General features: G+C 60.6%; 20 protein-coding genes and 1 tRNA gene. 12 read left to right on the top strand and 9 right to left on the bottom strand.

The annotated features are described in order from the left end of the window. Positions 1–109 precede the first annotated feature (109 nt). Positions 110–1,732, top strand: coding sequence for an MFS transporter (locus tag AC1DXW_RS27090; protein WP_477754560.1), 1,623 nt, complete (start codon positions 110–112; stop codon positions 1,730–1,732). 53 nt (positions 1,733–1,785) lie between these two features. Here AC1DXW_RS27090 and AC1DXW_RS27085 read toward each other — a convergent pair whose 3' ends face one another. Beyond that, positions 1,786–2,154, bottom strand: a complete 369-nt coding sequence (locus AC1DXW_RS27085; protein WP_477760695.1) for a DUF427 domain-containing protein — start codon at positions 2,152–2,154, stop codon at positions 1,786–1,788. Positions 2,155–2,409: 255 nt separating this feature from the next. Between AC1DXW_RS27085 and AC1DXW_RS27080 the strand changes: the two genes are divergently transcribed. The 3 genes from AC1DXW_RS27080 (at position 2,410) to AC1DXW_RS27070 (ending at position 5,785) form a co-directional block, all read left to right on the top strand. After that, on the top strand, positions 2,410–4,356 hold the full coding sequence (locus AC1DXW_RS27080) for a DNA topoisomerase III (RefSeq protein ID WP_477760694.1): 1,947 nt from the start codon (positions 2,410–2,412) through the stop codon (positions 4,354–4,356). Between the two features lie 72 nt (positions 4,357–4,428). After that, positions 4,429–4,932, top strand: a complete 504-nt coding sequence (locus AC1DXW_RS27075; protein ID WP_477754557.1) for a GNAT family N-acetyltransferase — start codon at positions 4,429–4,431, stop codon at positions 4,930–4,932. A gap of 523 nt (positions 4,933–5,455) precedes the next feature. Then, complete coding sequence (locus tag AC1DXW_RS27070; RefSeq protein WP_477760693.1) at positions 5,456–5,785, top strand: hypothetical protein; 330 nt, start codon at positions 5,456–5,458, stop codon at positions 5,783–5,785. 232 nt (positions 5,786–6,017) lie between these two features. On the opposite strand, the gene cynR is transcribed toward AC1DXW_RS27070, so the two are convergent. After that, positions 6,018–6,899, bottom strand: a complete 882-nt coding sequence (gene cynR / locus AC1DXW_RS27065) for a transcriptional regulator CynR (RefSeq protein WP_477754556.1) — start codon at positions 6,897–6,899, stop codon at positions 6,018–6,020. Between the two features lie 123 nt (positions 6,900–7,022). Between cynR and cynS the strand changes: the two genes are divergently transcribed. Continuing rightward, positions 7,023–7,490, top strand: a complete 468-nt coding sequence (gene cynS, locus AC1DXW_RS27060; RefSeq protein ID WP_007971791.1) for a cyanase — start codon at positions 7,023–7,025, stop codon at positions 7,488–7,490. A 61-nt stretch (positions 7,491–7,551) separates the two neighbouring features. Next, the gene (locus AC1DXW_RS27055; protein ID WP_477754555.1) at positions 7,552–8,211 is read left to right on the top strand and encodes a carbonic anhydrase; all 660 of its coding nucleotides are present in this window, start codon (positions 7,552–7,554) and stop codon (positions 8,209–8,211) included. A gap of 61 nt (positions 8,212–8,272) precedes the next feature. Here AC1DXW_RS27055 and AC1DXW_RS27050 read toward each other — a convergent pair whose 3' ends face one another. Further along, entirely contained in the window at positions 8,273–9,775 is a 1,503-nt protein-coding gene (locus AC1DXW_RS27050; protein WP_477760692.1) for an aldehyde dehydrogenase family protein, read from the bottom strand. 355 nt (positions 9,776–10,130) lie between these two features. On the opposite strand from AC1DXW_RS27050, the gene AC1DXW_RS27045 reads away from it, so the two are divergent. Next, entirely contained in the window at positions 10,131–10,637 is a 507-nt protein-coding gene (locus tag AC1DXW_RS27045) for an HvfX family Cu-binding RiPP maturation protein (protein ID WP_477753967.1), read from the top strand. A gap of 68 nt (positions 10,638–10,705) precedes the next feature. Here AC1DXW_RS27045 and AC1DXW_RS27040 read toward each other — a convergent pair whose 3' ends face one another. Next, positions 10,706–11,680, bottom strand: coding sequence for a nitrilase-related carbon-nitrogen hydrolase (locus AC1DXW_RS27040; protein WP_477753968.1), 975 nt, complete (start codon positions 11,678–11,680; stop codon positions 10,706–10,708). A gap of 101 nt (positions 11,681–11,781) precedes the next feature. Then, the gene (locus tag AC1DXW_RS27035; RefSeq protein WP_477760691.1) at positions 11,782–12,714 is read right to left on the bottom strand and encodes a GlxA family transcriptional regulator; all 933 of its coding nucleotides are present in this window, start codon (positions 12,712–12,714) and stop codon (positions 11,782–11,784) included. A 156-nt stretch (positions 12,715–12,870) separates the two neighbouring features. On the opposite strand from AC1DXW_RS27035, the gene AC1DXW_RS27030 reads away from it, so the two are divergent. Next, entirely contained in the window at positions 12,871–13,533 is a 663-nt protein-coding gene (locus tag AC1DXW_RS27030; protein WP_477753970.1) for a glutathione S-transferase family protein, read from the top strand. A gap of 84 nt (positions 13,534–13,617) precedes the next feature. On the opposite strand, the gene AC1DXW_RS27025 is transcribed toward AC1DXW_RS27030, so the two are convergent. Continuing rightward, a tRNA-Gln gene (locus tag AC1DXW_RS27025) sits at positions 13,618–13,692 on the bottom strand. Positions 13,693–14,013: 321 nt separating this feature from the next. Here AC1DXW_RS27025 and AC1DXW_RS27020 point away from each other — a divergent pair. Then, complete coding sequence (locus tag AC1DXW_RS27020) at positions 14,014–14,442, top strand: hypothetical protein (protein WP_477753971.1); 429 nt, start codon at positions 14,014–14,016, stop codon at positions 14,440–14,442. Positions 14,443–14,661: 219 nt separating this feature from the next. After that, positions 14,662–15,138 carry a hypothetical protein gene (locus AC1DXW_RS27015; protein ID WP_477760690.1) on the top strand — a complete coding sequence of 159 codons (477 nt, stop codon included), beginning with the start codon at positions 14,662–14,664 and terminating at the stop codon, positions 15,136–15,138. A 41-nt stretch (positions 15,139–15,179) separates the two neighbouring features. Here AC1DXW_RS27015 and AC1DXW_RS27010 read toward each other — a convergent pair whose 3' ends face one another. From AC1DXW_RS27010 to AC1DXW_RS27000, 3 genes are all read right to left on the bottom strand, one after another. Continuing rightward, positions 15,180–17,168, bottom strand: a complete 1,989-nt coding sequence (locus tag AC1DXW_RS27010) for a peptidase U32 family protein (protein WP_477753973.1) — start codon at positions 17,166–17,168, stop codon at positions 15,180–15,182. A 231-nt stretch (positions 17,169–17,399) separates the two neighbouring features. Further along, positions 17,400–17,780, bottom strand: a complete 381-nt coding sequence (locus AC1DXW_RS27005; protein ID WP_477753974.1) for a RidA family protein — start codon at positions 17,778–17,780, stop codon at positions 17,400–17,402. 77 nt (positions 17,781–17,857) lie between these two features. Then, complete coding sequence (locus AC1DXW_RS27000; protein ID WP_477753975.1) at positions 17,858–18,652, bottom strand: PAS domain-containing protein; 795 nt, start codon at positions 18,650–18,652, stop codon at positions 17,858–17,860. A 187-nt stretch (positions 18,653–18,839) separates the two neighbouring features. On the opposite strand from AC1DXW_RS27000, the gene AC1DXW_RS26995 reads away from it, so the two are divergent. Together AC1DXW_RS26995 and AC1DXW_RS26990 are read left to right on the top strand one after the other, a co-directional pair. After that, positions 18,840–20,474, top strand: coding sequence for an APC family permease (locus AC1DXW_RS26995; protein WP_477760689.1), 1,635 nt, complete (start codon positions 18,840–18,842; stop codon positions 20,472–20,474). 45 nt (positions 20,475–20,519) lie between these two features. Beyond that, positions 20,520–21,350 (top strand): 4-hydroxyproline epimerase (locus AC1DXW_RS26990; protein ID WP_477760688.1); only part of this gene is annotated, 831 nt, incomplete at its 3' end.

The following is a 21,350-nucleotide window of genomic DNA, read 5'->3' as shown; positions in this document are numbered from 1 at the left end:
CTCGCTCCTACAAGGACCGCATTAGATTCACGGACATCGAGCATCACCCCTGCAAGGAACACGCAACACCAGTGGAACAACAAAAACAATCACTGTGAGGGATACCGGTATGTCAGAACACGTTCAGTCCCTGGAAGCCGTGCGCAGCGCGGGCACCAGTCAGGAAACCCAGAAAGTCATCTTTGCCTCGTCCCTCGGGACGGTCTTCGAGTGGTACGACTTTTTCCTCTATGGCGCCCTCGCGGCGGTGATCAGCAAGCAGTTTTTCGCCGGGGTAAACGACACCACAGCGTTCATCTTCGCGCTGATGGCCTTCGCCGCCGGCTTCATCGTCAGGCCGTTCGGTGCGCTGGTATTCGGTCGGTTGGGGGACATGATCGGACGCAAGTACACCTTCCTCGCCACCATCATTCTCATGGGCCTGGCAACGTTCTGCGTCGGATTGCTGCCGACCTACGCCAGTATCGGCATCGCTGCGCCGATCATCCTGGTGGTGTTGCGCATGCTCCAGGGCCTGGCCCTGGGCGGTGAGTACGGCGGCGCCGCGACCTATGTCGCCGAACACGCGCCCGTCGGCAAGCGGGGCTTCCACACCAGCTGGATTCAGTCCACCGCGACCCTGGGCCTGCTGCTGTCGCTGCTGGTGGTACTGGGCTGCCGCTACTTCACCGGCGATCAGTTCGAAGTCTGGGGCTGGCGTATTCCGTTCCTGTTTTCCATCGTGCTGCTGGGCATCTCAACCTGGATTCGCATGAGCCTGCACGAGTCGCCGGCCTTCGTGAAAATGAAAGAAGAAGGCAAGTTGTGCAAACAGCCGATTCGCGACTCCTTCGGTAAATGGGAAAACCTCAAGGTGGTGCTGATCGCGCTGTTCAGCATCAATGCCGGGCAAGCGGTGACCTTCTACGCCGCGCAATTCTATGTGCTGTTCTTCCTCACCCAGTTCCTGAAAATGGACCCGGCGGTGGCCAACGGTCTGCTGATTGTCAGCGTGACCATCGGCGCCCCTTTCTTCATTTTCTTTGGCTGGCTGTCGGACAAGGTCGGGCGTAAGCCGGTGCTGATGCTCGGCCTGCTGCTGGCCACCGCGCTGTACTTCCCGATCTTCAAGACCCTGGCCCACTACGCCAACCCGGCCATCGACCAGGCCAGTCGCCAGGCACCGATCACCGTAATGGCCGACCCGGCCACCTGCACCTTCCAGTTCGACCCGGTGGGCAAGGCGAAATTCGACAGCCCGTGCGACAAGGTCAAGACCTTCCTGGTCAAGCAGGGCCTGCCGTACCAGAGCACAGCGGCCCCGGCCGGCAGCGGCGTGCAGGTGAGCGTCGGTGACGTGAAGATCGATGGTTTCGACGAAGCCGCCTTGCGCGGTGCCGTGACCCTCGCCGGTTACCCGCAACAGGCGGACATGCAGCAAATCAACAAACCGATGATCGTGGCGCTGATTGTCGCGCTGATCATTATTTCCGCGATGTGCTACGGCCCGCTGGCGGCGCTGATGGTCGAACTGTTCCCGACCCGCATCCGCTACACCTCGATGTCCCTGCCCTATCACATCGGCAACGGCTGGTTCGGCGGCTTTTTGCCGACAGTGTCGTTCGCGCTGGTGGTGTACACCGGGGACATCTTCTACGGGCTGTGGTATCCGGTGGTGATCACCGGGGTGAGCCTGGTGGTGGGGATGATCTGCCTGCGTGAGACGCGCAACGTGGATCTCGACAAGAACTGAGGTCATTGCTCGCGACGAGGGAGCGGGTCCCTCGTCGCGGCTATCAGCCACAATCAAACTTCGGCATCGAGCAGTTCGAACTTCACCTGATCCGGATAGAACGCCATGTACCCGCGGATTTGTTCTACCGACACCTTGGGGTCCTCGTAACTCCACACCGCATTGGCACCTTCATGCCCTGACACCTGCAAACTGAAATAGCTGGCATCGCCCTTGTACGGGCAATAACTGGTGTGGTCGGTGCGGGCGTAATACTTCTCGTCGATATCCTCTCGCGGCACGTAGTACACCGGCGGGTAGTTGGCCTCCAGCAACACCAGGGCTCGCGCCGAGGCCGCCACTTGAATGCCGTGAAATCTCACCAGCAGACAGCCAGGCTGCTCGGCGATGGTGATGACAGGGCTAGGACCGGAGCTTTTCATGGAATGCGTTCCTCATGACGGTGATGGACCTGCAAATCGTTGTAGGAGCGTGGCTTGCCCGCGATGGGCTGCGCAGCAGCCCCAAAACCTGAGACCACGATTTATCAGGTATAACCCAAGTTTCACCCTCGCGACGGCTTCGCAGCCGAACGGGAGCGACACACCAAGCTGTACATCCATACAGATAAAGATTGCTCCATCGTCCATCAAGCGCCATTCTGTGCACCTCTCGCACATTGATCGACGATGGTGGTTATGCGGCTGTACCTCTGTGAAAAACCTTCCCAGGCCAAAGACATCGCGGCAGTCCTCGGCGCCAGGCGCCGGGGCGATGGCTGCTGGCTGGGAACGGATGTCACGGTGACCTGGTGCATCGGCCACCTGCTGGAAACCGCACCGCCGGACGCCTACGACGCACGCTACAAGCGCTGGGTGCTGGCGGACCTGCCGATCATTCCCGAAAAGTGGAAAATGACCGTCAAGCCGCGCACCGCCAGCCAATACAAGGCGGTCAAGCGTCTGCTCGGTGAAGCGTCCGAACTGATCATTGCGACGGACGCCGACCGCGAGGGCGAGATGATCGCCCGGGAACTGGTGGAGCATTGCCGCTATCGCGGGCCGATCCGCCGCCTCTGGTTGTCGGCGCTGGACGATGCGTCCATTCGCAAGGCCCTGGCGGCACTTAAACCGGGGAACGAGACCTTCAGCCTCTATCACTCGGCCCTGGGGCGTTCCCGGGCCGACTGGCTGATCGGCATGAACATGAGTCGGCTGTTCACCCTGCTGGGGCGCCAATCCGGTTACCAAGGCGTGTTGCCGGTCGGCCGGGTGCAAACGCCGACCTTGCGCCTGGTGGTGGATCGCGATCGCAGCATCGCCGACTTTGTGCCCGTCGCCTATTGGGCCATCGATGTGCAACTGCTGCACAACGGCACTGCGTTCACCGCTCAATGGCGCGCGGCATCGGACCTTTGCGACGATCAGGACCGCTGCCTGAATCAGGCGCTGGCGCAACAAGCGGCGGCCGCCATGAGCGGCGCGGCCAGTGCGCGGGTGATCAAACTGCGCACCGAGCGGATGCGCGAAGTGGCCCCGCTGCCGTTCGATCTGGGCACCCTGCAGGAGGTCTGCTCGAAGAAGCTCGGCCTCGGCGCCCAGGAAACCCTCGACATCGCCCAGGCGCTGTACGAAACCTACAAAGTCATTACCTATCCGCGCAGTGATTGCGGCTACTTACCCCTCAGCCAGCACAGCGAAGCGCCGGCCATTCTGGCGGCGTTGCGCCAGGCCGATCCGGCGTTGAGCGCCTTGCACGATCACCTTGATCCGCAACGGCGCTCACGGGCCTGGAACGATGCCAAGGTCAGCGCACACCACGGCATCATCCCCACCGCTGCGGCGAAAAATCTCGACAAGCTGGCGGGCAAACAGCGCGCGGTCTACACCCTGATCCGCGCGCGATACCTGGCGCAGTTCCTGCCCAATCACGAATACGACCGCACCCAGGCCGACTTCGACTGCGCCGGCGAGGCCTTGCGCGCTGTCGGCAAGCAGATCATCGAGCCAGGCTGGAAACGCGCCCTGCCCGAAGCGCTGGCTCCGGCCAAGGGGCGCGAAGCTCCCGCGCCGCAGACCCTGCCCAACCTGGCCGAAGGCATCGATTGCGCAGTGGCCGGCGTGCAACTCAAAGACCTCTGGACGCAACCGCCAAAGCCGTTCACGGAAGGCGATCTGATCAAGGCCATGAAGAACGTCGCCAAACTGGTGGAAGACCCGCTGCTCAAGCAAAAGCTCAAGGACACCACCGGCATCGGCACCGAAGCGACTCGCGCGTCGATCATCCAGGGCCTGCTCGACCGTGGTTACCTGGTCAAGAACGGCAAGGCCCTGGCCGCGACGCCAGCCGCGTTCAGCCTGATCGACGCCGTACCGCGGGCCATCGCCGATCCGGGCACCACGGCGATCTGGGAGCAGGCCCTGGACATGGTGCAAAGCGGGGAAATGAGCCTGGAAGAATTCGTCACCAAACAGGCGGCATGGATGAGCAAGCAGGTCAGCCGTTGCGCCGGGCTGAGCATGACCATCAGCGGCCCGCCGCCCACCGGCTCCGCCGCAGCCTCTTGGAAGAAAAAACGTAAAGGCGCCCCGCGTAAACCAGCGAACGGCACCAAGCGCAGGGCAAAACCGGCAAGCAATACCTGAACCCGACACCGAACCTTGTGGCCAACCATAATGAAGGGTGTACCCGCCCCGGCGTATCTGGAGCCAACCCTTATGTCTTCGATAGAACTGCACGCCGCCCAACGCGATGAGCTGGAAACCATCGAGAACCTGATGCAGTTCTACACCTACGACTTCAGCGAATGGTTGCCGCTGAAACTGGGCGAATACGGTTTGTTCAACATCCTGCCCATGCCGGACTACTGGCGAAACCCGGCCACCCGCCCCTTCCTGATCAAGGTCGACGGAGAACTGGCCGGTTTCGCGACCGTGGATAACCAGACCCACCTACCCGGTGCCGAGTACAACATCGGCTATCTGTTTATCAGTCGACGCTTGCGTGGCCGGGGTGTCGCGCGATTTGTCGTTTCCACCCTCTTGAGCCGATTCCCCGGTCAATGGCAGATTTTCCACATCGAGGCGAACCAGCCGGCACGCCTGTTTTGGGCCGCCGTGATGCCGGGGCTCAGCGTTGTCGGACTCACCGTGCATCAGCAGGTCGTTGACCGCCATCCCTGCACTTTTTACCGCTTTGAGTGTCCGCCTTTGTCGTCCTGACCGACACGTCCTCGACTCCGCCCGCTAATTCCGAACAGCTTTGTCCGACAATATGTAGTGACTAAAAATATTCACTACAAAACCGTTGACGCCTTCGATCTGCCCTTGCATGATGCAGACGTCTCCCCGATCGGGAGTACAGGCAACACGTTTGAGCAAGCTCGTCTGACCGCCGAGCTGTTTTTCCCGGATACACGCTGCCCACAAGGCAGATTGAAGAAGCTGACCTGGCCTGAACGTCCAGTACAAGGGCGAGAAGACTTGGCGAGCAATCCTCATGACGCTTGTGGCCGACCCTGAAAACGTCGGCAGTGGCCTTAAGGTTTTCGCCGCTTCTCTTCGTTGTGACGCTATTGCGTAGCAGTTATTCAACACGACTACATGCAGCAGACGCAGGACCCCGCCCGATAAGGCGGTCGAACGCTGACGTCCTGGTTTCGGTGCCAGGGATCAACTAACCGATGGGCTACCTGTATTAGCGAATCAACTTTGAAAGATCACCAATTGGTCAAGGGACTTTATGATGAATCTGAACAATCAACCAACTATCGATGAACTGGCTCGTATCTTCGCTGCAAAAAAAGACAGCCACGACAACCATATTCTCTGGATCAGCAAGTGTGGCCAGGTTCATATCGACTGCCTGTCGCCGCACGCCCATGAAGCAGAGTTCGACCAGAACAACCAGAACCTGCTGGCCCGACTGAAGATGTACCGTCGCGGCCAGGGCTATGTCGGCAAGAAGGCCGYGGCCGACAAGGACTTCATCGGTAATGTTCTGCAAACCCTGAAACAGGCCTGGGCCTCGATGCAGAATCAGAACGAAGTTCGGGTGATTGACCGGTTCTACTGATTGAAATGAGTCACTACTGACTTATTGATAAACAAGGCCTGCTCCCAATAAGGAGCAGGCTTTTTTTTCGGGCTTTCACTGGTTTGAAGATCACGCGGTCTCTTGTAGGAGCTGGCTTGTCGGGTCGCCGCATCGCAGCGATGGTCGTTAACGATAACGCGTGTAAACCGGATAAACGCGGCGCACTTGAGTCCATCGCCGGCAAGCCGGCTCCTACAGGGTTTTGTAGTGCTTATGAAAAATCAGCCCCCAACACCAGCTCCACAAACGCCAATGACGCCGCGCTGTGGTAGTTGTTATTGCGCCGCAGCAACGCCGCCCCACGTTCCGGTGCTGCACCAAGCATGGAAAGTCTGCGCAATGCCCGATCCTGGGTTGCGATGGGTTCCGGCAGGATGGTGGCAATCGCCGTGTGCCGAACGACTTCCAGCAACGTGTTGACCGAGTTCACTTCAATCACCACTTTGGGCGTGATCTGCGCCTGAGTGAAATACTCATCGATGCAGGTCCGGGTGATGTAGTCCGGGGTCAGCAGCGCGAATTCAAGGCGAGCCACCTCTTCTGCGGACAACGCGTCCTGATGTTCGTAAAGCGGATGATCCCACCCAACCATCAACCCCAGGGTTTCGGTAAAGGCCGGGATCGATTCGATGTCGGTGCTTCTCACCTGATCAAACGCAATCGCGATATCCAGCGAATCATCCGCCAGCCCCGCCTCGATCTCGTCCATCGATAGCTCGAAAATCTCCAGATGGATGTTCGGGTAACGCGCCAGGTAGTCGCGCACCAGCGGCCCTACCAGATAGGCCATGAAGGTCGGTGTCATGGCCAGGCGCAAGGTCCCGCGAGACAAATCCTTCACGTCATGCAAAGCACGCTTGCCCGCTTCCAGTTCCACCAACACCCGCCGCGCGCATTCAATGTAAGCCTCGCCGGCATCGGTGGGCTTGACCGTGCGCGAGGTGCGGTCGAACAGGCTCACACCGAGGGATTCTTCCAACTGCCGGATCTGCTGCGACAAGGTCGGCTGGGACACGTGCAGCATTTCGGCGGCGCGGGTGAATCCACCCTGGTCGGCCACCGCCAACAGGTAACGTAAATGTCGAAGCAACATGGGATTCTCAATCTATAGGCGGTACTTATGGATTGCATTGTATATCGGTCTTGGACGCTATGGATGGATCGGCAGAAGATGGCCCCACACCCAAGCGACACCCCTTCCGATAGGAGAATCACCATGCAACAGTCCCATGCCTACAACGACCCAAGCCTGGCCCTGACCACTTCTGTCCTGGACGCCAAGGCGCGCAAAAACCTGTCGTGGCAGGACCTGGCCGACGGCACCGGATTGAGCCTGGCCTACGTCACCGCCGCCCTGCTCGGCCAACACCCGCTGCCTGAAAGCGCTGCCAAAGTGGTCGGCGACAAGCTGGAACTGGATGCCGACGCCGTGGCCCGGCTGCAGATCATCCCGCTGCGCGGTAGTCTCTCGGGCGTGCCGACCGACCCGACCATCTACCGCTTCTACGAAATGATCCAGATCTACGGCACCACCCTCAAAGCCCTGGTTCATGAGCAGTTCGGCGACGGCATCATCAGCGCGATCAACTTCAAGCTCGACATGAAGAAAGTCGAAGATCCGGAAGGCGGCTCCCGCGCCGTCATCACCCTCGACGGCAAGTTCCTGCCGCTGCGTCCTTTCTAAGTTGCTAGCGGCTCGCACGCCTCGTGCGGGCCACACCCTGCTCCCCCTTGAGGACAAGAACATGAAAGCGCTCATCGACGGTTTTTTGAAGTTCCAGAAAGAAGCCTTTCCACAACGCACCGATCTGTTCAAGCACCTGGCCACGACCCAGCATCCGGGCACGCTGTTCATCACCTGTTCCGACAGCCGTGTAGTGCCGGAGCTGCTGACCCAACAAGAACCCGGTGAACTGTTCGTGATCCGTAACGCCGGCAACATCGTGCCGTCCTACAGCCCGCATCCGGGAGGTGTCTCGGCCACGGTCGAATATGCCGTCGCGGTACTCGGCGTGACTGACATCGTGATTTGCGGCCATTCGGACTGCGGCGCCATGACGGCCGTGGCCAAGTGCACATGCATGGATCACCTGCCCGCCGTCAGCGGCTGGCTGCAACATGCCGAGTCGGCGAAAGTGATCAACGAAGCCCGGCCACACACCAGTGAGGCGGCCAAGGTCAATTCGATGGTTCGGGAGAATGTCATCGCCCAACTGGCCAACATCCAGACACACCCGAGTGTGCGACTGGCCCAGGAAAAGGGCCTGTTGAACCTGCATGGCTGGGTGTACGACATCGAGACCGGTTCGATCGATGCGCTGGATGCCGACAGCCGAAGCTTTGTGTCGCTGGTCGAGCATCCGCGCACTTGTGCGGTATCGGCCAAGGCGATCAAAGCCGCTTGATCAGAACTGTCGTTTGCGTAAAAAAGTGACCGCCCTTGCAGCGGTCACTGGTTCCGCCACCTCAGCGTTTGACGCCCAGATCGATCTGGGTCATGCGGCTGCGAACGGTGAACACGCCATCACCCGAGAGAATCGCACTGCGAGCAAACAGGCGCCCGCTCTCCCAGTTCGAAAGCCCCAGTTCCGGCTTGCTCAGCGCATACTGGCCGTCGACCCAACGGGTGATGCCATTGCCGACAAAAGGCGCGTTGACCGCGTTGTAGAAACGCTCCTGGGCCTCGGCACTTTCACTGATCAAGGACACGGTGAATTGCGGACTGTAGCGATTGAACAAGGCAATGGCGCTGTCCAGGTCGTCGACGATTTTCAGGCTGACTTCCGGGGTTTCTTCCCACTCCCATTCACGGCCCAATTGATCTTCCGCCAACGGCTCGGCCTGCGCTTCGGTCTGATAGCCTTCGGCGCGGTACACCTCGACCGTTGCAGCCAGCCAGTCTTGCGGCAAATGCGACTCGCTGCCTTCGACGATGTGCAGCTTGCAGCCCTGCCCACGTGCAGTGCCGGCCTGCTTGAGTGCGTCGAGGAACAGCGGCACCAGTTCAGCGGCACGGTCGCGGTGAATCAGGCAGACGTTCAGGGTGTTGCAGACCTTGCGGTCCAGGGAGTTGCGCACCACGGCGGCAAAACGCGGGGCGTCGGCATCGGCGTTGGCGATCAGCCACGCACCACCGGTGCCATGCAGGCTGACCGCCGTGCCGGCCTGCTGCGCGATGCTGCCCAACTGGCTGACGGCGCGCCCCGAACCACGGGCCACCGCCAACGACAGGCGTCGGTCCGCGAACATCGCCCAACCGGCGGCGTGGTTGACACTTTCCACCAGCGACACTGCACCGGCCGGCAAGCCGGCGTCGCTCAGCGCAGGGTTCAGTGCATGGGTGACGATCGCCTGGGCCGTGCCCAACGCATCACTGCCAATGCGCAGCACGGCGGTGTTGCCGGTGCGCAATACACCGGCCGCATCGGCAAACACATTCGGCCGACCTTCGAAGACGAACGCGACGATGCCCAGCGGCGAGACCACTTGTTCGACTTTCCAGCCATCATGCTCGACGCAACTGATCACCTTGCCACGGCTGGCCGCTGCATCACGCCAGGCGCGCAGGCCGGCGATCATGTCGCGACGCATGCGCTCATCGGCCAGCAACCGGGTGGTCGAGCGACCGCGCGCCTTGGCCCGTTCGATGTCGGCCAGGTTGGCGGTCTCGATAAAGGCCCAGCACTCCGGGGTTTCAAGGCGCTGGGCAAACAGATCGAAGAAGGCGCTGATCGCTTGATCGGACACCGCCGACAGCGCGGTAAACGCCGCTTCGGCGCGCTCGATCGCGACGCTGGCCGCTTGCTGGTCCGCCACGGGGATCAGCAGCAACTCGCCGCTGACCTGCTCCACCAGCAGGTGGTCACCGGGCTGGAAGCGTTGCGCCAGTTCGGGGCTGACAACAGTGACACGATTACCGGCGAAAGGGATGGGCGTGCCAGCGACTAGACGTTCGAGCGCAAGAGACATGAAGCGGTATCACCATGCTGTGGGCGGTTGGAAAATGTATAGCAATTTCCCTGTAGGAGCGAGCTTGCTCGCGATGGACTCCGGAACACCGCGTTTATCCAGCAGGCACGCGTTTTCGTTAACGACCATCGCGAGCCAGCTCGCTCCTACAGGGGTAAGTGGTGGCCGCTTACGTATCTCAATGTGTACAGCTCCGCCCCCGACACACCCCGCACTCAAAACCCCGCCACAACGACACACCACAGATACACCCCATTGATGGAATACGCCTGTCGATTGGCCAGGCCGATCAAAGCGCTCAACTCACCGGGCACGCCGTTGCCCCGCCTCCCCGACCTGAAAGAGATCAACATCCATGAGCACCTCCATTTCTTCGGCCGTCAAAGGCCTGTACCTGAACCTCGACCGTGCCGGCGACTGGGTTGCGCCTTTGGCGCTGCGGGTGTTCCTCGCCTGGGAGTTCTTCGAGTCCGGCCTGGAGAAATTCAACGGCCAGAACTGGTTCACCGATATCCAGGAGCGCTTCCCGTTTCCGTTCGACTACCTTCCAGCGACGCTGAACTGGGAACTGTCGATGTGGGCCGAACTGGTCTTTTCCATGACCTTGCTGCTGGGCCTGGGCACACGTTTTTCGGCGTTGAGCCTGATGGTGGTGACCCTCGTCGCAACCGCCGCCATCCATTGGCCCGCCGACTGGCATACCCTGAGTGAACTTGCCCAAGGCTATGCCATCAGCAACAAGGGTTACGGCAACTTCAAACTGCCATTGATCTACCTGGTGGCCTTCACGCCGCTGTTGCTGATGGGTGGCGGCAAGCTCAGCATCGATGCACTGCTGGCTCGTTGCTTCTGGCGTCGCTGAAACGAAACCTGCAACGCGGACAAACAAAAGGGGACTTCCATGAAGTCCCCTGTTTTTTTTGCCCGGAACTAACCCATCACTTCTTCCAGCCCGGTCTGCTCGGCCAGCTTCGGATGCGCGCTGCGTTCATGCACATGGGATTGCGGGGTGCGGTCGATCAGCAGGCTCAGCAATTCCGGGCGGCTGTAGTGGCCACGGGAATCCATCATGCGTTTGCGCTTGTCGATCTGGCTCATGTCGAGATCAACAATCACCTCGCCCTCACCTTCCTGCAACGAACCCAGCACCACACCGTCCGGGCCGACGATCGCCGTGTAGCAGCCACCCGAGATCGGACCGATGGCGCAACCGGTGTCGGCCATGATCTGCGCCTGTTGCTCGGGGTACAACCACGCCGTGGAATTGACCACAAAGCACGCGGCCTCCAGGGCATGTTGGCGAATGCTGACTTCCATTTGCGAGGCGAACAGCGGACCTGCAAACGACCCCGGGTACATGGCCGCATGGATCTGTTCGCCATCGGCCATCAAGGCATAACGGGCCAGCGGGTTGAAATGCTCCCAGCAGGCCAGTTGCCCAATGCGCCCTGCCGCGCTGTCGACGGCCCGCAGGCCGGAACCGTCGCCCATGCCCCAGATCATGCGTTCGTGGTAGGTCGGGGAAATCTTGCGGCGACGCTGGATCAGCGAGCCGTCGGCATCGAACAGCAACTGCGTGTTGTACAGCGTGCCGCCATCGCGCTCGTTGACGCCGATGGACACGACCATGCCCGCTTGCCTGGCCGCAGCGCCGATGGCATCGGTGGCGTCCGAAGGCACGGTGACAGCCTGGTCCAGCAGCTTGAGGTGTTCGGCGGCCATTTCGAACGGCGACTGCACGTAGGAAAAGTACGGGTAGTAGGGCACAACGGTTTCCGGGAACACGGCAAATTGCACGCCCTGCTCGCCGAGGTCGAGAATCTTCTGCACCACTTTGTCGACGGTGCCTTCACGGCTGTAAAGAACGGGACTGATTTGTACGGCAGCGGCTTTGACGAGGGTCATGGCGGTGATCTCATTGAGGGAAAAGTTTCAACGAGATAAATATTACGATAATAATATAGCGACATGAATGTCGTATACACCACCTTTCAGGACATCATGATTCAGCCCCGACTGGCACGCTGAATCACCTGTGGCGGCTGCCCGAACGCCCGAATAAAAGCGCGACGCATACGTTCCCGGTCACCAAAGCCCGTGTCCGTCGCCACCACATCGATGGAGTACCGCCCGCTTTCCATCATCAACCGGGCCGACTCGACCCGCAGGTTTTCGATGGCCTTGGCCGGAGACTGGCCGGTTTCGGCATGAAACACCCGACTGAATTGCCGAGGGCTGAGATTGGCCGCGCTGGCCAGTTCCTCGACTGACAGCGCGGACTTGAGATTCTGTTTGGCGTAGTTCAGCGCGGCCTGTATGCGATCGGTCTTGGGGGCCAGTTCCAGCATCACCGAAAACTGCGACTGCCCACCGGAACGCCGGTGGTACACCACCAATTGCCGCGCCACCTTGCGTGCAACGTCGGCCCCCAGATCCATCTCCACCAGTGCCAACGCCAGGTCCACGCATGCGCTCATCCCCGCCGCGGTCCACAGGTGGCCATCGTTGATGAAGATCCGGTCTTCCTCGACCTTCACGTTCGGGTACGCCTTGCGAAAGGACGGCACATGCGCCCAATGGGTGGTCGCCCGCCGACCGTCGAGCAAACCGGCCTCCGCCAACGCATTCGCCCCCGTGCAAATCGAGCCCAGACGCCGGGTGCCGTGACTGGCGCGGCGCAAAAACTCCAGCATGCCCGGCGTGGTCGGGCGGATCAGGTTGTCGCCCATGACCAGTAGCGTATCGAACGCACGCTGGTCGAACGCCTCGGTCTGCACAGCAAAACCGGCGGACGTCTGCACCATGCCACCCGGTTCGGACAGTAATGCAATGCGGTACAACGGCTCATCTGCGGCGCTGTTGGCCAACTCGAAGGCGGCACACATGGCCAGGCCCAGAACCTGGAAACCGGGGTAAACAATGAGTCCGATCTGGTGCATGGTTATATGACCTTAAACGCGTCATACCTGATATTCAGGCCAGGATCTGCACTCTAACCCGAATAGCCCGCACCGGACATCGGGATGGAGCACCTCGCGCATTGGCCGATGGCGACGGATAATCAAGTGGTTTCCATCTCACCGAGGATTTGAAGGATGTCACTGACTCTTTATTTCCACCCGCTCTCGTCGTTCTGCCACAAAGCGCTGATCGCGCTCTATGAACTGAACATCGAGTTTGAAAAAAGAGTTATCGATCTGGGCAACGATGCCGACCGGGCCGAACTTCAAGCGCTGTGGCCGATCGGCAAGTTCCCGGTGCTTCGCGATCACGCCCGGCAAAAGGTTGTGCCGGAGTCGAGCGTGATCATTGAGTACCTGGACCGGATTCATCCCGGCCAGGCGCAGCTGATTCCCGAAGATCGGGAAACCGCCCTGGAAGTACGTCTGTGGGATCGTTTTTTCGACCTGCACGTTCAGGTGCCGATGCAGAAGATCGTCGCTGACCGAATGAACGCCGCCAACGGTGACCTGACCCGGGAACGCGCCGCGCTGACAACGGCGTACGGCATGCTTGAACGTCAACTGGCGGCAAGAACCTGGGTGGCCAGCCCGGCGTTCAGCATGGCCGATTGCGCCGCCGCCCCGGCGCTGTTCTACGCCAGCACCCTCGTGCCGTTTCCCGACGATTACCAGCACTTGAGTGCTTATTTCGACAGGTTGGTCCAAAGGACCTCGGTCAAGCGCGTGATCGACGAGGCAAGACCCTGGTTTTCCTGGTATCCGTTTGCCGAGGCCATCCCGGAGCGCTTTCGGTAGAGGTGGAAAACGGGCGCAAAAACGGAAAAACCGACGAATAATAACCGTCAGTCGAGTGTTATCTGATTACGCAGGAATAAAAAATGGCAGGGGCGGCTGGATTCGAACCAACGCATGGCAGGATCAAAACCTGCTGCCTTACCGCTTGGCGACGCCCCTGTATCTGTTGCGATGAGTGCCTGGCACTCGCTTTCTTGAGTGGCAACAAGAGCTGTTGCCTGCTTGCGCGAGAGGCTCCCTGAGGGCCTGTGCAAGAGTGGGCGCAAATTTACCAACCTTTGTCTCGTTTGGGAAGCCCCAACAAAACAATTTGTTTTTTAAAACAGACGCTTAGTGTTGAACCGCATCTTGGCGAGTGGTCGACACACGTTCAGCCCGACCAGGTCTGCTACGCTTTTCCTTACTCGAATGGAATCGGGAATCGTGTGCGCAACACCCTTCCCCTTGTCATCTGAGGGCGCCAATGTGAAAGGCAAATTAATGGCTACCGCTGCAACCCTACTGGTGGTCGGGGCCGCGATCTATGGGTTGCACACCTGGGAACACATCCAGAGCCAGCGACAGGAAACGGTCTGCAAGGCCGCCCGGGAACATCTCAATCGGCTGGAAACCCAGACGAGAGCCTTGGCCTCCGGGTTGACGGTCGAAGCCTATGCCGAAGCCGAAAAAGCCGAGGCCGGCCAGTTGGTTCTAGCGCTCGATACCGCCAAAAATGCAGCCGAGGTCGATGCCGTCATCGACAAGCATGCTGCGGCCATCGAAGCGCAGATAACGGCCGAGGACGCAGAGGTCCAGTCCAGGGGCGAGCAACCCTTCCTCGGTCAGGAACTGAAAAAGCAGCGCATCCCCACCGACGTCAAACAGGAATACAAACGAGCTGAAAAAGCCGTCGCCGAAACCTGCGAATAGTTTCAACCGCCAGCTCCAGGTTTGTCGCCAGCGTCTAGACTTCAGCAAAAGCAGGTTGCAACCAGACCCCGCGTTTATCACAAAGAACCTACAAAAAACGAGGGGGTCTCGACTTTGAAAATATCAACCCTCTGCGTCATCGCGAGCCTGCTGGTGTCGGTCGCGGTGTCTGCCAACGGCGTCATTCCCATTCTCGAAATGGACTTCACACGGTCTGCGATGGAAACCCTGAAAAAAATCGGAATTGACGATGCCTGCATCATCGGCGCCTCGAGCCCCGCTTCATTCACCTACTGCCGGGAAGGATCGATGACGCTCTGGAAGTATCAGGCACTGGACCTGGAACAAATGGCGGCGATACACAGTGATGTGCAGCGGCCCTTGACGGTTTACCAACCCATTTCTGTCCTGGAGTTCGAGAGCGCGGCCTGTGAAGACGAGATGCGCGTATCCGCCGCTGGAAAACCGGCAACGATACGTTGGCTGACCCTTGGCCTGATGGCTATTTTCCTGCTGGTCGGCTTGGGTTACACCTATCGGGCCATTCTGCAGCGCCGCCATGACGCCACCGCGTACTCGCAACCCCATGAGCAAGGGTCGAGCGAATTTCAGGCAACCGCACAAACAAAAGCCCTGGCAGCGTTTGGTCTGGCTGTTGCCGTGGCATTCGTTTACTTCAACTACACAGGGTATTGAACAACAGGTGAGCGCGCCGTTGCGGCGCACTCACCGGTCACTCAGTGCGGCGCGCGCGGGATGGTCTTGAGCAGGTCTTCGGGGCTGATGTGCCCTACCACGCTGCCCGGTTGCGGCAGGTTGAGGATGTGGCCCTTCATCTTGCCGATGATGTGCATCTCACAAGGCTTGCAGTCGAACTTCAGCGTCAGTACTTCATCGCCGTGGATCAGTTGCATCGGCGCGACCTTGGTGCGTACGCCGGTGACGCCCTTGGCCTGTTTCGGGCACAGGTTGAAGGAGAAACGCAGGCAGTGCTTGGTGATCATCACCGGCACCTCGCCGGTTTCCTCGTGGGCCTCGTAGGCCGCGTCGATCAGCTTGACGCCATGGCGGTGATAGAAGTCGCGGGCCTTCTGGTTGTAGACGTTGGCCAGGAACGACAGGTGCGACTCCGGGTACACCGGCGGCGGGCTGGTTTCAGCTTTACGGCTGCCACGCGGGTGGGCGGCGATCCGCGCTTGGGTCAAGGCTTCGATCACTTCACGGCGTAAGGCCTTGAGCTGCGAGTTCGGGATGAAGTACGCCTGCGGCGCGTCCAGCTTGATGTCGATGGCGTGGTACTGCGTGGTGCCCAGTTGACCGAGCAGATCCTGCAATTGCTCCAGCGCCTGTTCCGGCTTGTTGGCGGCGCCGAACGGGCCGTTCAGGGTGACGCTGGCGCTGATGCCTTCTTCGCTGGTAGCGCTCAGTTCCAGCTGTTCTTCACGCAGGCGAGCGACCCAGCTCAGGGCGATACGACGCTCGGCAGAGGTCTTTTGCAGCGCCTGTTGCCAGTTGTGATCGAGATTGCGATTCAGCGGATGGTTGGGGCGCAGCTTGTACATCCCCTCCGGCATCTCGTTGGGCTCGACGCGATAGCGATAGCGCTTCTCGCCGTCTTCCTCGAACTCGCCTTTGGGCTCGGCGATGTTGGCACGGAAACCCACCACTTCACGCTTGACCAGCACGTTGAGGCCGTCGCCGTTGGACAGCGGCTCGTGCGTCACGACCTGCATGTCACGCTTGGCGACTTTCTCCACCACACCCACCGGCAGACCGGTGAAGGTCGGCGAGTCAAAGGCGCCGATATCGATCTTGCGGTCCGTGACGAAGTAATCGGTGCTGCCACGGTGGAAGGTTTTTTCCGGGTCGGGCAGGAAGAAGTGCGCGGTGCGGCCGCTGGAAGCGCGGGCCAGGTCAGGACGATCTTCGAGAACATCGTCGAGGCGCTGGCGGTAGTAGGCCGTGATGTTCTTCACATAGCCCATGTCCTTGTAGCGGCCCTCGATCTTGAACGAACGCACGCCGGCCTCGACCAGGGCGCGGATGTTAGCGCTCTGGTTGTTGTCCTTCATCGACAGCAGGTGCTTTTCGTAAGCGATCACGCCGCCCTTTTCGTCCTTGAGGGTGTACGGCAGACGGCAGGCTTGCGAGCAGTCGCCACGGTTGGCGCTGCGCCCGGTCTGGGCGTGGGAAATATTGCACTGGCCGGAAAACGCCACGCACAACGCGCCATGGATAAAGAACTCGATGGCCGCATCGGTTTCGTCGGCAATGGCGCGGATCTCCTGGAGATTCAACTCACGGGCCAGCACCAGTTGCGAGAAACCGGCCTGATCGAGGAACTTCGCCCGCTCCAGGGTACGGATGTCAGTCTGGGTACTGGCGTGCAGTTCGATCGGCGGAATATCCAGCTCCATCACCCCCAGGTCCTGGACGATCAGCGCATCGACGCCGGCGTCGTACAACTGGTGGATCAGCTTGCGGGCCGGCTCCAGTTCGTTGTCGTGCAGGATGGTATTGATGGTGGTGAACACCCGGGCATGGTAACGACGGGCGAATTCCACCAACTGGGCGATATCGCTCACTTCGTTGCAGGCATTGTGGCGGGCGCCGAAGCTCGGGCCACCGATGTAGATGGCATCGGCGCCATGCAGGATGGCCTCGCGGGCGATGCTCACATCGCGGGCAGGGCTGAGCAATTCCAGGTGATGTTTGGGCAAAGACATAGTTTTTTTAGTCAGGCTTGTCACGGTCGAGGCGTGCATTGTAGCGGCGAAACGCCTGACCGGCACTCGTGCGCTGCCAGGTGGTGTATTGCGTAGGCCCGGCCTGCCTGAATCCTTGTAGGAGCGAGCTTGCTCGCGATGGACGTTAACGATGACGCGGGCATTCCTGTATGCACGCGTCGCCCTTATGTTCATCGTCGGAACGCCGCCCGGAGCAAGCTCGCTCCTACATCAGGCCTTGGCGGCCATCGCGGTCACTTCCACGCGCATGCCTTGCACTGCCAACGAGGCAACCCCGACAGCAGCGCGCACCGGCCATGGCTTGGCGAAGTAGCGCTTGTAGACTTCGTTGAACGCGGCGCGGTCGGCCATGTCGGTGAGGTAGATGGTCAGGTGCATCACGCGGTCCATGGAGCTGCCGGCACGCTCCAGCGCAACCTTCAGCGCTTGCAGGGTGCATTCGCTTTGCAAGGTGATGTCGCCCAATTCGAGGCTGCCGTCGGCGCGGGTGGGGATCTGGGTGGAGACCAGCACACCGCCGAAACCGACGACGTCGGAGGAAATCGAATCCGCATCAGGATCGGGGGTAAAGGTCAGGTCGTGGTTTGCCATTGCAGGTTCTCTTGCTTGAAAGGATAAGGCAGGCGCCTTTTGCGCGGCCAGTTTACAGGGCGATCCCTGGCGCGTCGCTAATCCAGACCGGACGGCTGCTCGTGTCCCGTGGCCTGGCGGTACTGGCGCGGGGTGAAGCCGGTCAAGGCCTTGAACTGCCGGGTGAACGCGCTGTGGTCGGTATAGCCGCACTGCAGGGCAACCTCGGTGATCGGCATATCGGTGTGGAGCAACCGATGCGCATGCTCCAGGCGAACCTTCTGGATCATCTGCCGGGGCGTCAGGTGGAACACGCGCTTGCAGTAGCGTTCCAGCTGCGCCACTGAAATGCCGGCGATCCGCGTCAACTCGCCGAGGGTGACGCGACGGTTGAAATGCGCGCGAATGTGTTCGTCCACCGCCGCCAGGCGCTGGTACGCCGGGTGCGTATCACTGGCCGATTGCAGATCGACCGAGATGCCCGCCAAGCCGATGATTTCATTGTGGCGGTTATACAAGGGTCGTTTATGGGTCAGGCACCAGCCCGGCTCGCGGCTGCCGTACAGATGCAACTCCAGCTGGTCTTCCAGTACAAAACCCTGCTCCAGCACTCGCCGGTCCTGCTCGGTGTAACCAGGCCCCAATTGTTCGGGAAACACCTCGGCGCTGGTTTTCCCCAGCAGAGGTTTTAGCTGCTTCAAGCCACAGCGTTGCACCAGCGTGCGATTGGCCATGACATAGCGCGCCTGCACATCCTTGATGAAGATCGCCGCATTGGGAATGACATCGAGCATGGGCAGCAGCAGCGCCACGCCGGCCAGCAGTTGTTCGATGGATTCGGGGCGGTTCGAGTCGTCGCCCTGGCACAACAGCGCAAACGCATCCTGAGTCATCAACCGCCCCCTCGCAAAAATCGGACATTGCCCATTGTGCTGATTTCGTCATCGACACCCAAGGAAAACATCAATCGCGAGTAAGCCGCCGAGTTCACTCTATGGCCACCGCCCTCCTCGGCAAAACCGAAAAGGGCGATTTGAAGTGCACACCTGCCTATCCAATAACTCACAAGAAGGCGATGCCATGTCAGGCCAAGGCAAGTTCAAAAAACAACTTTCGTTGATAGACCTTACGTTTATCGGACTGGGGGCGATCTTCGGCTCCGGCTGGCTGTTCGCAGCCAGTCACGTGTCCGCCATCGCGGGGCCGGCGGGGATCTTTTCCTGGCTGCTGGGCGGTTTTGCGGTGCTGCTGTTGGGCATCGTCTACTGTGAACTCGGCGCGGCGCTGCCCCGTGCCGGCGGTGTGATTCGCTACCCGGTTTACTCCCACGGCCCGCTGCTGGGTTACCTGATGGGCTTCATCACGCTGATCGCGTTTTCCAGCCTGGTGGCCATCGAGGTGGTCGCCGCACGCCAGTATGCCGCTGCGTGGTTTCCCGCATTGACCCAGGCCGGCTCCAGCAATCCAACGGCGCTTGGCTGGCTGGTGCAGTTCGGCCTGCTGTGCCTGTTCTTCATGCTCAACTACTACAGCGTGAAAACCTTCGCCAAGGCCAACAACCTGATCAGCCTGTTCAAGTTCATCGTGCCGTTGCTGGTGATCGGCGTGCTGTTCACTTTCTTCAAACCGGAGAACTTCCAGTCCCAGGGCTTCATGCCGTTCGGGCTGTCAGGTGTCGAGATGGCGGTGTCCGCCGGCGGCATTATCTTCGCCTACCTGGGGTTGACGCCGATCATCTCGGTGGCCAGCGAAGTGAAGAATCCGCAACGTACCATTCCGATTGCATTGATCCTCTCCGTACTGCTCTCTACCGCCATCTATGTGTTGTTGCAAGTGGCGTTCCTCGGCGGCGTGCCCACCGAAATGCTCGCCAACGGTTGGGCCGGCGTCGCCAAGGAACTGGCCCTGCCCTACCGCGACATCGCCCTGGCATTGGGTGTGGGCTGGCTGGCTTATCTGGTGGTGGCCGACGCGGTGATCTCCCCCAGCGGTTGCGGCAACATCTACATGAACGCGACACCGCGGGTGATCTACGGCTGGGCGCAAACCGGCACCTTCTTCAAGGTCTTCACCCGTATCGATGAAAAGTCCGGCATCCCGCGTCCGGCGCTGTGGCTGACCTTTGCCCTGTCGGTGTTCTGGACCCTGCCCTTCCCCTCCTGGGAAGCCCTGATCAACGTGGTCTCCGCCGCGCTGGTGTTGAGCTACGCCGTGGCCCCGGTGTCGGTGGCCGCCCTGCGCCGCAATGCGCCGGACATGCCGCGTCCGTTCAAGGTCAAGCGCATGGGTGTCCTCGGCCCGGTGTCGTTCATCATCGCCGCGCTGATCGTCTACTGGTCCGGCTGGAGCACCGTGTCCTGGCTGCTCGGCCTGCAGATCCTGATGTTCGTGGTGTACCTGCTGTGCGGACGTTTCGTGCCGACCCAACACCTGAGCCTGGCCCAGCAAGTGCGCTCTTCGGCATGGCTGATCGGCTTCTACGCCGTGACCATCGTGCTGTCGTGGCTGGGCAGTTTCGGCGGCATGGGCGTACTCACCCATCCCTTCGACACCGTGGTCGTGGCGGCTTGTGCGATGGGCATCTACTACTGGGGCGCGGCCACCGGCGTACCGGCGCATCTGGTTCGCCTGGAAGACGAGGACGGTGAAGCCGAAGCCGATCCCGTTTACAGCGGCCAGCGTCCGATTGGCGCGTCCATCCAGACTTCCCGCTGAGATTCAGGCCAGCAAAACCTCTGAGTTTTTCCAATGGAAAGGTTTATGAAAAAAGTACATGTCATTGATTCCCACACCGGCGGCGAACCGACTCGCCTGGTGATGTCGGGCCTGCCCCAACTGCCTGGCCGGACCATGGCTGAGAAGCGCGATGCCCTGCGCGAGCAGCATGACCAATGGCGTCGCGCCTGCCTGCTGGAGCCCCGCGGCAACGATGTGCTGGTGGGTGCGCTGTATTGCGAACCGGTGTCGCCGGATGCCACCTGCGGCGTGATCTTCTTCAACAACGCCGGCTACCTCGGCATGTGCGGCCACGGCACTATCGGCCTGGTCAACTCGCTGCATTACCTGGGGCATATCCAGCCCGGCGAGCACAAGATCGATACACCGGTCGGCCCGGTCAGCGCCACGTTGCATGAGGACGGCAACGTCACCCTGCGCAACGTGCCCGCCTACCGCTACCGCCAACAGGTGCCGGTCCAAGTGCCGGGGCATGGCCGCGTGTACGGCGACATCGCCTGGGGCGGCAACTGGTTTTTCCTGGTGTCCGATCACGGTCAGGCGTTGCAGATGGACAACGTCGAGTTCCTCACCGAGTACACCTGGGCAATGCTCAAGGCCCTGGAAGCTCAAGGCATCCACGGCGAAGACGGCGCGCTGATCGACCACATCGAACTGTTCGCCGACGACGACCACGCCGACAGCCGCAACTTTGTCATGTGCCCCGGCAAGGCCTACGACCGCTCGCCCTGCGGGACCGGCACCAGCGCGAAACTGGCATGCCTGGCAGCCGACGGAAAACTGGCCGCCGGTGAACGCTGGGTCCAGGCCAGCATCACCGCCAGCCAATTCGTCGGCAGCTACGAATGGGAGGGC

Source organism: Pseudomonas sp. P4_C4, assembly GCF_056402055.1.
This window is presented reverse-complemented; position numbering and strand designations above follow the sequence as displayed.